14 protein-coding genes and 1 pseudogene are annotated in these 14806 nt (G+C 60.1%); 8 read left to right on the top strand and 7 right to left on the bottom strand.

All coding sequences use genetic code 11. The features are described from left to right. Position 1: 1 nt before the first annotated feature. Positions 2–670, bottom strand: a complete 669-nt coding sequence (locus tag BLU46_RS28175; protein WP_093208331.1) for an ABC transporter ATP-binding protein — start codon at positions 668–670, stop codon at positions 2–4. Between the two features lie 345 nt (positions 671–1015). Between BLU46_RS28175 and pmrG the strand changes: the two genes are divergently transcribed. The 5 genes from pmrG (at position 1016) to BLU46_RS28150 (ending at position 6917) form a co-directional block, all read left to right on the top strand. Beyond that, a complete protein-coding gene (gene pmrG / locus BLU46_RS28170) occupies positions 1016–1699 on the top strand; it encodes a lipopolysaccharide core heptose(II)-phosphate phosphatase PmrG (protein WP_093208327.1) in 684 nt (227 codons plus the stop codon). 347 nt (positions 1700–2046) lie between these two features. After that, positions 2047–3702 carry a lipid IV(A) 4-amino-4-deoxy-L-arabinosyltransferase gene (gene arnT, locus BLU46_RS28165; protein ID WP_063028879.1) on the top strand — a complete coding sequence of 552 codons (1656 nt, stop codon included), beginning with the start codon at positions 2047–2049 and terminating at the stop codon, positions 3700–3702. Between the two features lie 59 nt (positions 3703–3761). Next, positions 3762–5282 carry an ArnT family glycosyltransferase gene (locus tag BLU46_RS28160; RefSeq protein ID WP_093208323.1) on the top strand — a complete coding sequence of 507 codons (1521 nt, stop codon included), beginning with the start codon at positions 3762–3764 and terminating at the stop codon, positions 5280–5282. A gap of 67 nt (positions 5283–5349) precedes the next feature. Further along, positions 5350–6111: a M15 family metallopeptidase gene (locus BLU46_RS28155; protein WP_172834555.1), complete on the top strand. Its 762-nt coding sequence runs from the start codon at positions 5350–5352 to the stop codon at positions 6109–6111. 83 nt (positions 6112–6194) lie between these two features. Further along, positions 6195–6917: a L,D-transpeptidase family protein gene (locus BLU46_RS28150; RefSeq protein WP_093208315.1), complete on the top strand. Its 723-nt coding sequence runs from the start codon at positions 6195–6197 to the stop codon at positions 6915–6917. Here BLU46_RS28150 and BLU46_RS28145 read toward each other — a convergent pair. The 3 genes and pseudogenes from BLU46_RS28145 to BLU46_RS28135 form a co-directional block, all read right to left on the bottom strand. Continuing rightward, positions 6903–7424: pseudogene (locus BLU46_RS28145) on the bottom strand (thioredoxin family protein); the annotation flags it as partial. The gene BLU46_RS28150 and the pseudogene BLU46_RS28145 overlap by 15 nt on opposite strands. 77 nt (positions 7425–7501) lie before the next feature. Then, on the bottom strand, positions 7502–7681 hold the full coding sequence (locus BLU46_RS28140; protein ID WP_093208305.1) for a hypothetical protein: 180 nt from the start codon (positions 7679–7681) through the stop codon (positions 7502–7504). An 11-nt stretch (positions 7682–7692) separates the two neighbouring features. After that, positions 7693–7935 (bottom strand): DUF2790 domain-containing protein, encoded by a 243-nt coding sequence (locus tag BLU46_RS28135; protein ID WP_093208301.1) that lies wholly within the window; start codon positions 7933–7935, stop codon positions 7693–7695. Between the two features lie 216 nt (positions 7936–8151). Here BLU46_RS28135 and BLU46_RS28130 point away from each other — a divergent pair, with 216 nt between their 5' ends. From BLU46_RS28130 to BLU46_RS28120, 3 genes are all read left to right on the top strand, one after another. Further along, positions 8152–8892: a response regulator gene (locus BLU46_RS28130; protein WP_063028866.1), complete on the top strand. Its 741-nt coding sequence runs from the start codon at positions 8152–8154 to the stop codon at positions 8890–8892. Next, a complete protein-coding gene (locus BLU46_RS28125) occupies positions 8889–10193 on the top strand; it encodes an ATP-binding protein (protein ID WP_063028864.1) in 1305 nt (434 codons plus the stop codon). The genes BLU46_RS28130 and BLU46_RS28125 overlap by 4 nt, the downstream gene beginning before the upstream one ends. A gap of 310 nt (positions 10194–10503) precedes the next feature. Next, positions 10504–11445, top strand: a complete 942-nt coding sequence (locus BLU46_RS28120; RefSeq protein WP_093200084.1) for an IS110 family RNA-guided transposase — start codon at positions 10504–10506, stop codon at positions 11443–11445. 735 nt (positions 11446–12180) lie between these two features. Here BLU46_RS28120 and urtE read toward each other — a convergent pair. Genes urtE through urtC form a run of 3 tightly spaced genes read right to left on the bottom strand, consistent with a single transcriptional unit; the run spans position 12181 to position 14796 of the window. Next, a complete protein-coding gene (urtE, locus tag BLU46_RS28105; RefSeq protein ID WP_093208296.1) occupies positions 12181–12870 on the bottom strand; it encodes an urea ABC transporter ATP-binding subunit UrtE in 690 nt (229 codons plus the stop codon). A 10-nt stretch (positions 12871–12880) separates the two neighbouring features. Then, complete coding sequence (gene urtD, locus BLU46_RS28100; RefSeq protein WP_017475231.1) at positions 12881–13639, bottom strand: urea ABC transporter ATP-binding protein UrtD; 759 nt, start codon at positions 13637–13639, stop codon at positions 12881–12883. Then, complete coding sequence (gene urtC / locus BLU46_RS28095) at positions 13636–14796, bottom strand: urea ABC transporter permease subunit UrtC (protein ID WP_063028860.1); 1161 nt, start codon at positions 14794–14796, stop codon at positions 13636–13638. Before urtC ends, urtD begins: the two co-directional genes overlap by 4 nt. Between the last annotated feature and the right edge of the window lie 10 nt (positions 14797–14806).

Raw genomic sequence — 14806 nt, 5'->3', positions numbered from 1 at the left:
TTCAGCGGGCGTCCGCTGCGAGTACCTGGCCGCGGTGCAATACCACCTGCTGGTCCAGGCGCGTCGCGATGCGCGGACTGTGAGTCACCATCAACAAACTGGTGGGGCTGTCCCGCAGCAGGTCCAGCAGCAATTGCAGTACTTCATCGCTGGTGGCTTCATCGAGGTTTCCGGTGGGTTCGTCCGCCAGCAACAAGCCAGGCCGCGACGCCAGGGCTCGCCCCACCGCCACCCGTTGCTGCTGGCCGCCGGACAGTTGTTCGGGATAACGCTTGAGCAAATCCCCGAGGCCCAGGCGTTCCACCAGCTGTGCTTGCCAGGCCGGATCGAGGCGCCCGGCCAGGCGTGCCTGGAATGCCAGGTTGTCTTCCACCCGCAAGCTGCCGATCAGGTTGAACTGCTGGAACACCAGGCCGATCTCGGTACGCCGCCAGTGGGCTAACTGCGCTTCGCTCATCAGGTCCAGGCGCTGATCGCCGACCTGGATGCGGCCACGGTCGACCTGGTCGAGCCCGGCCACCAGGTGGAGCAAGGTACTTTTTCCGCTCCCGGACTCGCCCATCAGCGCAAGACTGCTACGCTCTCCGAGGTACAGGTCGACACCCGCCAGCACGGCCAACGGCCCCTGCGGCGTGCCATAGCTTTTAAACACCCCTTGTACCTGCAGCATCACCCTTCCCCACCTGCCTCTGGACTGAGGCCGAGAATAACGGTTGTCACATTTTTATGTCACAACCTTGGGCAAAAGGAGCGCCCCATGACCGCCGCAAATTTTTCACATTGATTTCACTCGGCTGCCACCTGCCGCACTTTAAATTGCCGCCCATGAGCAGATAACAGGCCGGTTATTTTCAAACGCCCGTTAGTGCAAGTGAACAAATTTTTATATCGGTATGTTCAGCAAAAAGACAGCGCCCCTGTGACACGCTTTTGCATATTCCTGCATCAGCGCTACTCACTTGGCGCTTGCCTAACTTGCCGCTGCCAGTTACCGGATTACGCCTGGAAGTTACCAATGGTGAATAGTGTGGTTGACCTGTCTCTGAGTAAGCCCCGCTCACGCTGGGCATCTGTAAAACAGTTGAACAAACTATGGTTGGGTCTGGCCTGCGCTGTAGTGGTCAGCCTGGCAGTGGTCGCATTTATCTGGTGGCCACGATCGCCCCTGGACCTGGCCGTGGGCCATCGCCTGCTCACCTCTGGAACCGTAGAAGCCTGGCGCAACGGTGACCTGGTGGTGCTGGTGCGTCATGAAGAACGCTGCGACCGCTCCAACAACCCCTGCCTGGGCCCCGCTGACGGCTTGACCATCAGCGGTACGGTCACTGCCGCCGCCACCGGCAAGGTCTTTCAGACCCTGGGCATGGAAAACACCGACGTACTGAGCAGCCCCACCACGCGTACGGCGCAGACCTCGCTGTTCATGTTCGGAAAATCCGAATTGTCACCCGGCCCATTGGCTATCTGCGGCCCCGCCATCGCCGAGGAACTGCGTCCTCACAAGCTCGCAAATCGCAACTTGTTGCTGATCACCCACAGCGCCTGTATCAGCGACTTTGAAGAAGCGCTGGGCTTCGAACACGCCGCGCATGCCGAATACGGCAGTGCGTTGTTCGTCAAGCTTCTGCCCAATGGCAAGTTTAAGGCGCTGGGTATTATGAACACCAAAGACTGGGCCGCCGCTCTAAAGCAACTTTGAACACTTATTTACATTGAGCATTCAAGTTTGTTCAGCGAAAAGACAGCCAAGGCATGAGATCTTTCATGGTTTTAATTCGTATTTACTTGGGTGCTATTCATAGCTAACTAATCATTTAGACGTTAACTGCATGATCATGACTTTCGATGACTCATTGGACGACACACGTTTAACGAGCTTGACTGGGGCAGACGGACATTCAATTCCGCGCTCACTAACAGACTGTTTAAGGAATAACGTTCTGTGCCGCATTTTTACCCGACCAAGACCATCCTCCACCCCTCGCGCATGGCTGATCCAGCGCTCGCGCTGATCCACCGTCAATACTGCTTGAGAGTGCAATAGCCATGACCCGCCTTAAACCATTGCCCGTATTGCTACTGGCATTCGTGATGTTCTATCTGCTGCCACTGGGCCTGCATGGCCTATGGATTCCTGACGAAACCCGCTACGCCCAGATCAGCCAGGAAATGATCATGAGCGGCAACTGGGTGGCCCCGCACTTCATGGGCGTGCGCTATTTCGAAAAACCTGCCGCCGGCTACTGGCTGATCGCGCTGGGCCAGGCGATATTGGGTGAAAACCTGTTCGGTGTGCGCATCGCCTCCGCGCTGACCACGGGCCTGAGCGTCATGCTCGCCTACCTGATCGCCCGCCGGCTGTGGAACGACCCGCGCAAGAGTTTTGCCTGCGCACTGCTTTATATGAGCTTCGGCCTGGTGGCCGGGCAAGCCGGTTACTCCAACCTGGACCCGCAATTCACCTTCTGGGTCAACCTGAGCCTGGCAGCCCTGTGGTTCGCCCTCGACAGCGCCAACCCACGTGCCCGCCTCGCGAGCTGGGCATTGCTGGGTGTGGCCTGCGGCATGGGCTTCATGACCAAGGGTTTCCTGGCGTGGTTGCTGCCGGTGCTGATCGCCTTGCCGTACATGCTCTGGCAGCGTCGCTTGGGCGAACTGCTGCGCTACGGCCCGCTGGCGATTCTGGTGGCGGCAGTGGTATGCCTGCCGTGGGTACTGACGGTCCACCTGCAGGAGCCGGACTTCTGGCGCTTCTTTTTCTGGCACGAACACATCCGCCGGTTTGCCTCCGACAACGCCCAACATGCCCGGCCGTGGTGGTTCTACCTGCCGCTGATGGTGGTGTCATGCCTGCCGTGGGCGGCGCTGCTGCCAGCAACGCTGTGCAAGACCTGGAAGGACAAGGGCCAACCGGCCATCGTCTTCCTCGCGCTGTGGATACTGCTGCCCCTGGGCTTTTTCAGCCTGAGCAACGGCAAGTTGCCGACCTACATCATGCCGTGCCTGCTGCCGATGGCGCTGCTGATGGGCCATGCGTTGATCGACCTGCTGGCCAACGCCCGCACCCGCACGCTGCGCGTCAATGGCCTGCTCAACCTGGGCATCGGCCTCGCGGCAATGGTGACGCTGATCTACCTGCAAATCGACAGGCCGTTGTACGGCAACAGCCACAGCGAGATGTTCAACCTGTCCCTGACGTTCATCGTGCTGATGGGCTGGATGCTCGCCAACCTGCTGCAAGCGTTCCGCCCGCTGGCGATGTGGGCGATGCCGGCCTTGGGCATTGGCCTGCTGGTGGCGCTGTTGCCCGCCGGCATGCCGGCGGTGGTCGAAGATAACCAGATGCCTGACCAGTTCGTGCTCCAGCACCTGGACGAGTTGCAACAGACCCATGCGCTGCTGAGCAACGAACTGGAGTCGGCGTCTGCCTTGGCATGGCGCCTGCGCCGGCCCGAAGTGACGCTCTACAACACCGAAGGCGAACTGCGCTACGGCCTGCAATACGCTGACTCGATGCACCGCAAGGTGGATCTGGACAGCGTTCAAGCCTGGCTCAAGCAGGCGCGCCAGCAAGGCCCGGTGGGCGTGATGATGCGGGTCAGGAGCACCAGCGAAATGCGCGAAGCCGGCCAGCTGCCGCTGGGGGGCAAGCGTTATTACAAGGGTGACCTGGAGATCATCATCTACCCGCCATTGCCGTAACACAGCCGCACTAATGTGGGGTGACCCATTAAACACTCATCCCACATCGGAACTGCTCCATGACCTTCTGGAAAACCGAACGCGGCGCCCTGTTGTTGCTCCTTGGCGTGTCCGCCGCGATCCTGCTGTTGGGCCTGGGCGCCCGCGACCTGTGGGGCCCGGAAACCCGCTGGGCGAACATCACCCTGCAGATGCTGCAAAGCGGCGACTACTTCGACCCGTACCTCAAAGGCACCCCCTACTACGACAAACCCCTGCCGTCGTACTGGCTGATCACCGGCTTTGCCAACCTGATGGGGGGGCTGGGGCCGTGGTCCTTGCGCCTGTCTTCGGTCATCTCAGCGTGGCTGAGCATCTGGCTGGTGTACCTGATCGGCGAGCGGCTATTTCGCAAAGGCACTGGCCTGATTGCCGGCTGGATGCTTGCGACCACCTTCTACTTCATCTTCTGGGCCCGGGTCGCCACGGCGGACGTGCTGACCGTGTGCGGCGTGCTGGCGGCGGTGTGGTGGTATTGGCGCGGGCCGGACGATACGCGTCTGGGGCGCTACACCGTGTTCTTCCTGTTGCTGGCCGCGACGTCGCTGTTCAAGGGGTTGATCGGCTTTGTACTGCCGGGCCTGGTGCTGTTGCCGCACTTGCTCAGCGAACAGCGCTACAAGCGTCATCTCAACCTACGGCTGGTGCTGGCCGTGGTTATCGCCGGGGCGTTCTATGGGATTCCGTTTGTGCTGTCCCACCTCTACGGTGCGCCCACCTACGGTGAAAGTGGCCTGGAACTGGTGTTCCGGGAAAACGTGGTGCGCTTCTTCGACCCGTTCGACCATATGGGGCCGATCTACACCTACCTGATCTATCTGCCGGTCTACACTTTGCCCTGGGCTCCGTGCTGGATCCTCGGCCTGTGGCTCGCCGTGCGGCATTGGCGCGACACCCCGCCCAACACCCGCTGGCTGGTGTGGGGCCTGGGCCTGCTGTTTGTGTTCTTCACCGCCAGTGGCAGCCGACGCAGTTACTACGTGCTGCCGCTGGTGCCGTTCGCGCAGTTGCTGGCGGCGTGGTGGGTCAGTGAGCGTATCGCCGGCAAAGGCACGGTCGGCCGGGGTTGGTACCGTGGGTTCGGCATCGCCGCCGGCGTGATGCTGCTGGTCCTCGGGGTGGTGTATCCATGGACCAATGGCAACGGCGGCGTGACCCGTTTCGCCGATGACGTTCAAGCGCAGGCGGTGAAAAGCGCGCCATGGAACGAGTGGCAGATGGTGATGGTGGAAGTCGACAACAAGGTGCCAATGTACCTGCAAAACCACGGGACGCCGTTCTACTACGTCGCCGAAACCCAGGATTTTCCACGCCAGGGCGACAGTGCGGCGTTCATGGCCTGGCTGGAAAAAACCAGCGGCCGCACCTTTGATCCCAAGCGCACGATTATTGTCGCGCAGTACACCAAGGATGACCCGACGCCGCTGGCCTATCTGGGCAACGATCATCAGGTCATCACGACCCAACCGGACAATGGCGAACGGTTGTTCCACAAGCGTGACGGTGGCAGCGTGGCGTTTGTGCCCAACGCCACGCCCTAGCACTGGCGGCATGGGCCGGGCATTGCTAGTGTGGCGCGCTTAAGCCACCGCCCGAGCCCGGCCGCCCATGCCCTACTCTTTCCCCGCAGTTGCCGCCCTTAGCCTCCTGGTGCTCGCCGCGCCGGCAGCGGCAGACACGCCAATGCCAGCCAACATGGTTTACCTGCGAAGCCTCGATCCGAGCATCGCGCAGGACATTCGCTACGCCAGCCCCCATAACTTCACCGGTGCGCCACTGGACGGCTACAACGCTGCCGAATGCGTGCTGTCTGCCGACGCGGCAAAGGCCCTGGTGCGGGTCCAGGCCGAGTTGGCCAGGCAGGGTTACGGCTTGAAGGTATTCGACTGCTATCGCCCCAGCCGTGCCGTGGCGAACATGGGCCGCTTCGCCAGCCTGCCGGGCGACCCGGCCAAGGCCGAGTTCTATCCCCGAGTGAACAAGCAGGATTTCTGGCGCCTGGGCTATGTGGCCAAGGTTTCCAACCACTCCCGAGGCGCGGCAGTCGACGTGACCCTGACCGGCCCCGATGCACTGCCAGCCCAGGCCTGGAGCGCCGACACTGCGGCGGTGGATTGCACCGCCGGTTACGGTCGACGCCTGCCCGATGGCGGCCTGGACATGGGCACCGGTTTTGATTGCTTCGACGAAATGGCCCATACCGACAGCCCCCACATCAGCCAGGCGGCACGCCAGAATCGCCAACGATTGAGCGCGGCAATGGCCAAGGAAGGCTTTACCGGTTACGCCGGCGAATGGTGGCACTTCACCTACAGCCGCAATCCGGTGCGGGCCGAGCCGATGGACTTCCCTATCGAGCCGTTGCGGTAACATCGCAACACAGCTTCAGCTTGATAAAGCCCGGGGCAAAAACTAGCGTTTGAGGTTTCCCTCTTTTCAAGGACTGAACGACGTTGAACACGCTCATCAAAACCTGCGCGGCGCTCCTGACGCTGCTTTCAAACGTGGCGCTCGCGCAAATCCCCGACGACAGCCGACAACTGATCGTGGTCACCACCCCGGACTGGAACGCCCTCCAGGGCACCGCACAACGCTATGAGCGGCATGGGCAAGGCTTTCAGAAAGTCGGCGAACCCTTTGCCATCGTGGTCGGTAAAAACGGCATGGCGTGGGGTACCGGCCTTACGACGCCCACCCCCGACCAGCAGCCCCTCAAGCATGAAGGCGATGGCAAGGCCCCGGCCGGTATCTTCAAACTCGGCAGCGCCTTTGGCTACGCCCCCACCGCCGATACCCGGTTGCCCTATACCGCCAGTACGGCCACTCGCGAATGCGTAGATGACAGCCTGTCCAGCCACTACAACACCCTGGTGGACAGCTCGACGGTGAACAAGGACTGGACCAGCTCCGAGCGGATGCTGCGCAAGGATCAGCTGTACCGCCAGGGGATTTTTATCGAACACAACACACCGGCTTCGGCCAACGGTGGTTCGTGTATTTTCCTGCATATCTGGCGCAGCGTCAGTGCGGGGACATTGGGCTGTACGGCGATGGAGCCGGTAAATATCCAAGCGTTGTTTGCCTGGCTGAACCCGCGAGAAAACCCGGTGCTGGTGCAACTGCCGGCGGCGCAGTACGACCTCTACCGGGAGCGCTGGAAACTACCCTTGCGTTGAGCCGGCGGCCCGGGCTTCTTCCAGCAAGGCCTGTATGACCTTCTCCTGATTGTCATAACGGCCTTCACCGAAATGGCTATAGCGGACTTTACCGGTGGCATCAAAGAAGTAATGGGCCGGCCAATACTGGTTATCGAAAGCACGCCAGATCCGGTAGTCGTTGTCGATGGCCACCGGGTAATGGATGTCCAGCTTCTTGACCTGGCTGCGTACGTTATCCAGGACTTTCTCGTAGGCGTTTTCCGGCGTGTGCACACCGATCACCACCAACCCGTCCCTGGCGTACTTCTTCGCCCACTGATTGACGTACGGCAGGCTGCGCTGGCAGTTGACGCAGTCGTAGGTCCAGAAATCCACCAGCACCACCTTGCCCTTCAGGCCCTCGACCGTCAGCGGTGGCGAGTTGAGCCAGGCCACCGCGCCGTCGAGGGACGGCATGCGCTCATCGGACTGGCTGAAACTTTCGGCATCGACGTTATTGATCAGGTAGTTCACCGCCTTGGGCACGCCGACCAAGGCAACCACCAGTGCCAACAGCAGCAGGGTTTTTGAGCGGCGCAGGTATCGGATGAAGTTCATGGGTGTCACCTCGTGGCCGGGGGTGTTTCGGCGCGTTTGCGACCCGCGCCGTTTTGCGCCACCGGCGTGTTCTGGAAGCAGGTTTCACTGCCGGTGAGTTTTTTCGCGGTGGCGGCATTCACATCCGCCGCCACACCCGCCATGGAAAACGCCAGGGCGCTGAGAAAGCTGTTGAGTGGGGTCATGGCCGGTCTCCTCAACTGCCTTCAAGGCAATTGCTGGAAAATTTGCGGTAGTCGAGGACGTGGCGCTGGCCCTCGGAATCCAGGTAGGTCAGGTGCGAGTTGACGATGCCGCACAGCACGCCACCGGACTCTTCGGAGATCGACACCACCTGGTGGATATCCGGCTGGCTGGCGGTGGTTTCGGCATGAGCGGCAACACTCAGGCCAGTGAGTAAGGCAAACAGGCAACTGGCATAGGTAGCTTTGATAGTCATGGGCGGTTCCTCGGGGTTTCAAGTGGGCCGAGGCGGATCACCTCGATGGGCTCATTTGAACCTTGCGAGGTATCCGGATTGTGTCGGCCAGGCCCGGATTTTTGCGTCGATGTGTATCTCGTCACCGCCAGATACACTGCAATACAAAGGGCACAAGGCAAGCCCGCCGGCAGTGGCTAGACTGCGCATCAATGACTAATCAACGAGGAACGCAGCATGGATCACGTCGATCACATTCTGATTGTCGATGACGATCGGGAGATCCGCGAACTGGTGGGCAACTACCTGAAAAAGAATGGCCTGCGCACCACCGTGGTGGCCGACGGCCGGCAGATGCGCAGCTTTCTCGACACCACCCCCGTGGACCTGATCGTGCTGGATATCATGATGCCGGGCGATGATGGTTTGCAGCTGTGCCGCGAACTGCGGGTGGGCAAACACAAGGCCACGCCGATCCTGATGCTCACCGCGCGCAACGATGAAACCGACCGCATCATCGGCCTGGAAATGGGCGCCGACGATTACCTGGTCAAGCCCTTCGCCGCCCGTGAACTGCTGGCCCGCATCAACGCCGTGCTGCGCCGCACCCGGATGCTGCCGCCGAACCTGGTGGTGACGGAAAGCGGCCGGCTGATCCGCTTTGGCCGCTGGCGCCTGGACACCACCGCCCGCCATCTGCTGGATGAAGACAACACCCTGGTGGCCCTGAGCGGCGCAGAATACCGCCTGTTACGCGTCTTCCTCGACCATCCGCAACGGGTACTCAACCGTGACCAGTTGCTGAACCTGACCCAAGGCCGGGACGCAGACCTGTTCGACCGCTCCATCGACCTGCTGGTCAGCCGCCTGCGCCAGCGCCTTTTGGACGACGCCCGCGAACCGGCCTACATCAAGACCGTGCGCAGCGAAGGCTATGTGTTCTCCCTGGCCGTGGAAATCCTTGGGGACTCGGCATGACCCTCACGTTCCGCTGGCCGCGCACCCTGGCGGCGCAACTGTCGGTTATTTTCATCGTCAGCCTGCTGTGCGCCAACGCCCTGTCGTTCAGTGCGCAGTTCTATGAGCGCTACATGAGCGCCCGGAGCGTGATGCTGGGCAACCTGGAAAACGACGTGTCGACATCGATCGCGATCCTCGACCGCCTGCCCGCCGCCGAGCGCGCCAGTTGGCTACCGCGCCTCGACCGCAACGCCTACCGCTACCTGCTGAATGCCGGCGAACCCGGCGAGCCGATGGCCAGCGACGACGTGCCCATGGCCGCCACCTCGATTGCCGATGCCCTGGGCGAGCACTACCCGCTGACGTTTCGCAACATCCCCGGCCTGCAAAAACACTTCCAGGCGCACCTGACACTGGCCGATGGCAGCCCGATCACCATTGATGTACACCCCAAGCCCATCCCGTTTGCGTTCTGGCTGCCGGTGGTGCTGGTACTGCAGTTGCTGGTGTTGCTGGTGTGCACCTGGATCGCCGTGCGCATCGCCATCCGCCCGCTGACACGGCTGGCACGGGCGGTGGAAACCCTCGACCCGAATGCGCGCCCGACACCGCTGGACGAAACCGGCCCCACCGAGGTGGCGCATGCGGCGGCGGCGTTCAACGAAATGCAGAAGCGGATTGCCGAGTACCTCAAGGAGCGCATGCAGATTCTGGCGGCGATTTCCCATGACTTGCAGACGCCGATTACCCGCATGAAATTGCGCGCCGAGTTTATGGAGGACTCGGTGGATCGGGAGAAGCTCTGGAGTGACCTGGGGGAAATGGAGCATCTGGTGCGCGAGGGTGTGGCGTATGCCCGCAGTGTGCATGGGTCCACCGAGGCCAGTTGCCGGATCGACCTGGATGCGTTTCTCGACAGCCTGGTGTTTGATTACCAGGACATGAACAAGCAAGTGAGTTTGACCGGTAAAAGCGCGGTGGTTTTGGATACACGGCCCCATGCGTTGCGTCGGGTGCTGGTGAACCTGGTGGATAACGCGCTGAAATTTGCCGGGGCGGCACAGTTGGAGGTGGGGTCGACGTCGGCGGGTGAGCTTTCGATCAAGGTGCTGGACCGGGGACCGGGGATTGCGGCGGATGAGCTGGTGCAGGTGATGCAGCCGTTTTATCGGGTGGAGAGTTCGCGTAATCGTGGCACTGGTGGTACAGGGCTGGGGTTGGCGATTGCCCAGCAACTGGCGGTGGCGATTGGTGGGGAGTTGACCTTGAGCAATCGGGATGGTGGTGGGTTGTGTGCCGAGGTTCGGCTGGTGCTGTAACTGGGCTGGGCTGGGCTGGGTTGTGTACATATCCGTTATTTAGGTAACGGCCGCTTATGGTTCCGCTCTTACAGCGGCTCACTTTTGAAAAGCGCAAAAGTAAGCAAAACGCTCTTGCCCCACCACTCGGCACCTCGCTTAGGCTCGGTGTGCCCTTGTAAGATTATTTTCACCTGCTTCAGACCGTGGTGCCCTCAGATTTCAAGATCGTGAGTGAGCATGGGTCGAAGCAGGTTCTTTTCTAAACTAGTCCGAACGGTTGCCTGGGCGTAAAGCCCGATTCTGCAAGGTTGGACGTGAGGAAAACGCCATGGACCATGACTCTGCGTTCGTCGGAATTGATGTTTCCAAAAACAAGCTCGACTCATTCGTCAGCACTACTGGCCAAGTCGAGCAGTTTTTCAATACTCCAGAAGATATCCAGCGTTTAGCTAAGCATCTCAAGGCTCAGATGCCCGCTTTAGTGGTGCTGGAAGCAACTGGCGGATATGAGCGGCTTGCCGCTGCCGAGCTTTGCGCTGCTGGATTACCAGTCGTTGTTGTCAATCCCCGTCAGGTCCGTGATTTCGCTAAGGCTACCGGACGGCTGGCTAAAACCGACGCTCTGGATGCCCAGGTGATTGCGGAGTTTGCTCAGGCGGTCAAACCCGAAATTCGGGAGATGCCAGATGAACACGCTCGTGAACTGGCAGATCTACTGACTAGACGCCGTCAGCTTATCGATATGATCGTGGCGGAGGAGTCTCGACTGAAACAGGCGGTATTCAAGGCGCTTCGACGGGATATCAAGGCACATATCGTCTGGCTTCAAAAGCGTCTTAAAAGTACAGACGATGACTTGCACGAAGCGATCAAAGCTTCGCCGGCCTGGAAGGCCAATTATGATTTGCTGCGCGAGGTCTCAGGTGTTGGCAATGTGCTCGCACTTTCGCTGCTGGCGATGGTTCCTGAGCTAGGCAAAGTGAATCGCAAACAAGTGGCTGCATTGGTTGGTGTGGCCCCTTTTAACTGCGATAGCGGCCTGTACAAAGGACGTAGACGGATATGGGGTGGTCGAGCTGAGGTGCGAAGTGTGCTTTACATGGCTGTCTTGTCCTCGAAGAGCCATAACCCGGTGATCGAGAGGTTCTACAACCGTCTGCTTGCTGCAGGGAAGACGAAGAAAGTGGCGCTGGTTGCATGCATGAGAAAGCTGCTGACGATCCTGAATGCGATGGTCCGAGATCAAAAACATTTCGCTGAAATGGCTTGAGATTCGACACGGTTGCTCACTCCGGCTTTGGACCGTGGGCCGCCGTCATGGGCCATCCCTGGCCCAGGACGGCTAACCCGGCGTCCTGCCGGGTTACCCACGCTCCAAAGCCTGCGTTCGGCCAGCGTGGTTTAACGGGGCGCCTAAGATCAAGATCAAAAGCAGATCAAGAGCACAGCGGCCTCCCGGCCGGCTTGAGTGTGGTGAAGCAACAGCAAAATCAAAAGCTAAAGCGGGCACGGTCAAAATGTGGGAGCTGGCTTGCCTGCGATGGCATCAACTGGGTCTGCCTGATACACCGAGGTGTCTGCATCGCAGGCAAGCCAGCTCCCACAGAAAAGCAGAGCTGCATCAGCTTCAGATTTGGCTTTCGCTCTGGATCTTGCCTTTGCTTTTAACACTCAAGCCGGCCGGGAGGCCGCTGTGCTCTTGATCTGCTTTTGATCTTGATCTGACTGCCCCAATAAGCCCGAGGCCGAACGCAGGTATTGCGGAGCGGGTAAACCGGCAGGACGCCGGTTTAGCCGCGCCGGGCCATGGATGGCCCGTCGCGGCGGCCCGCGGAGCAATGCCGGAGTGAGGGAACACCGAGCCTAGGCGAGGTGCCGACAGGCGGGGCAGAGCCCTTTGCTTACTTTGGGCTGGGCCGGCATTCCGGCTTTTCCAAAGTGAGTCGCTGTAAGAGCGAAACCATAAGCGGCCGTTACCTAAATAACGGATATGTACTCAACCAGGTCACACCGACAAATACCGACTAATAGTCGCCTCATCCACCCGATCCCGAGTCTCCTCAATCACAAACCTCCCCTTCTCAATCACCAAAAACCGATCAGCAATCTCCAGCGTGAACGACAACACCTGCTCAGAAACAACAATCGTCAAATCCCGCAAATTACGAATCTCCTTAAGCGTACGAGCAATGTCCTTGATGATCGAAGGCTGAATCCCCTCAGTCGGCTCATCCAGCAACAGCACCTTGGGATTCGTCGCCAACGCCCGGGCAATCGCCAACTGCTGTTGCTGCCCCCCAGACAAATTCCCACCCTTGCGCGAACGCATGTCATACAACACCGGAAACAACGCATACAAATCCTCAGGCACCTTGCCCCGAGCTGACGCCGGCAACCCCGTCTGGATATTCTCCAACACACTCATGCTGGGAAAAATCATCCGCCCCTGCGGCACATAGGCAATCCCCCGCTCCACCCGCTCATGGGTTTCAAGCGCAGACACATCATGCCCATCCACACTCACCTGCCCCTGCCACTGCGGCAGAATCCCCATCAGGCTCTTGAACAGCGTGGTCTTGCCCATCCCGTTGCGCCCCATCACCGCGACGATCTCACGCTTGGCCACGTTCAGCTCCAAGTCATGAAGAATCTGGCTCTGCCCGTACCCGCACGACAGTTTGTCGATCTTGAACATGCCCGACTCCTCAGTGGCCCAAATACACTTCAATGACTTTCGGATTGCTCTGCACCGACTCCATGCTGCCCTCGGCCAGCACCTTGCCCTGGTGCAGCACCGTGACCTTGTGGGCAATGCTCTTGACGAACTCCATGTCATGCTCGATCACCAACACCGAGCGCCCCTGGCTGATGCGCTTGAGCAACTCGGCCGTTTGCGCCCGCTCGTTGACGCTCATCCCGGCCACCGGCTCATCGAGCATCAACAATTCAGGGTCTTGCATCAGCAGCATGCCAATCTCCAGCCACTGCTTCTGCCCGTGGGACAGCAGGTCCGCCTGCTGCTGCAACAAATCACCGAGAAAGATTTCCCGCGCCACTTCCTCGACCCGCGCCACCACCTGAGCATTGCGCTTGAAAAACAGCGCACCCCAGACCTTGCGCCCGGCCGGATACGACATCTCAAGGTTTTCAAACACCGTGAGGTTTTCGTAGATCGACGGGTTCTGAAACTTGCGCCCTACCCCGGCCCGCACGATGTTGTATTCGCGCATTTTGGTCAGTTCCTGGCCGTCGAACTGGATACTGCCGCTGGTGGCGCGGGTCTTACCGCAGATCAAATCCAGCACCGTGGTTTTGCCGGCGCCGTTGGGGCCGATCACCACCCGCACTTCATTGCGGTCGATGTACAGGTTGAGGTTATCGACCGCCTTGAAACCGTCGAACGACACGGTCAGCCCTTCAATGGCCAACACGGGCTTTTTCATTTCAAAACCGACGGCGGTCATGGCTGTGTCTCCAGGATCTTGGCTTCAGCCTTGGGCTTGATCTTCGCGGGCTCGGCCTTGACCACCGGCTTGCGCCGCAACAGTCGGGCCAGGGCCTGGCGACCATGGCTGTCCCACAACCCCGCCAGGCCGTTGGGGAAGTACATGACCACGGCGATAAACAACCCGCCCATCAGGTACAGCCACAGCTCGGGGAAGGACTCGGAAAAGTAGGTCTTGCCGTAGTTCACCAGCAACGCGCCGTACACCGCGCCCAGCAACGACATGCGCCCGCCCACCGCGGCAAAGATCACCATCTCGATGGACGGCACGATGCCCACGAACGACGGCGACATAAAGCCTACCTGCAAGGCAAACATCGCCCCGCCAATCGCCGAGAACGCCGCTGCCACGCAGAACACGAAAATCTTGAAGCTGGCCACGTCATACCCGGAAAACCGTACCCGCTCTTCCTTGTCGCGCATGGCCATCAACAGCCGGCCCAGCTTCGAGGCGAGGATGAAACGGCCAATGAAGATGCAGCCGAACAACAGCCCGGCGTTGATGAAATACAGGATCATCTTCGCGCCGTCACCGCGCAGGTCCCAGCCCAGCAGGGTCTTGAGGTCAGTAATGCCATTGACACCACCGGTCAGGCCTTGCTGGCCGACGATCAGCACCGTGAGGATCAGCGCAATCGCCTGGGTGACGATGGAGAAATACACATCGCCCACCCGCCGCTTGAACAGCGCCATGCCGATGATGAACGCCAGCAACACCGGCACCGCAATCACCGCGAACAGGGTGAAGGTGAAGCTGTGGAACGGCTGCCACAGCCACGGCAGTTCGGTGATCTGGTTCCAGTCCATGAAGTCCGGAATGCCCGGCGTCGACTGGATCTTGGTGCTCTCGGGATCGGACGCTTCCAGCTTCAGGAACATCGCCATGCAGTAGCCGCCGACGCCAAAAAACACCCCCTGCCCGAGGCTGAGAATCCCGCCATAACCCCAGCACAGCACCAGGCCCACGGCGACGAACGCGTAGGTCAGGTACTTGCCGACCATGTTCAGGCGAAACGCATCCAGGGTCAGCGGAAACACCACGAGGATCAACACCGCCAGCAGCACGATGCCGATCAGGTTTTGCTGGCCGCCCAGCAGTTTGTCTAGAGCCTTCATCGGTTCGCCT

This window comes from Pseudomonas yamanorum, from assembly GCF_900105735.1.
In the GTDB taxonomy this organism is placed as follows: Bacteria; Pseudomonadota; Gammaproteobacteria; order Pseudomonadales; family Pseudomonadaceae; genus Aquipseudomonas; species Aquipseudomonas yamanorum.
This window is presented reverse-complemented; position numbering and strand designations above follow the sequence as displayed.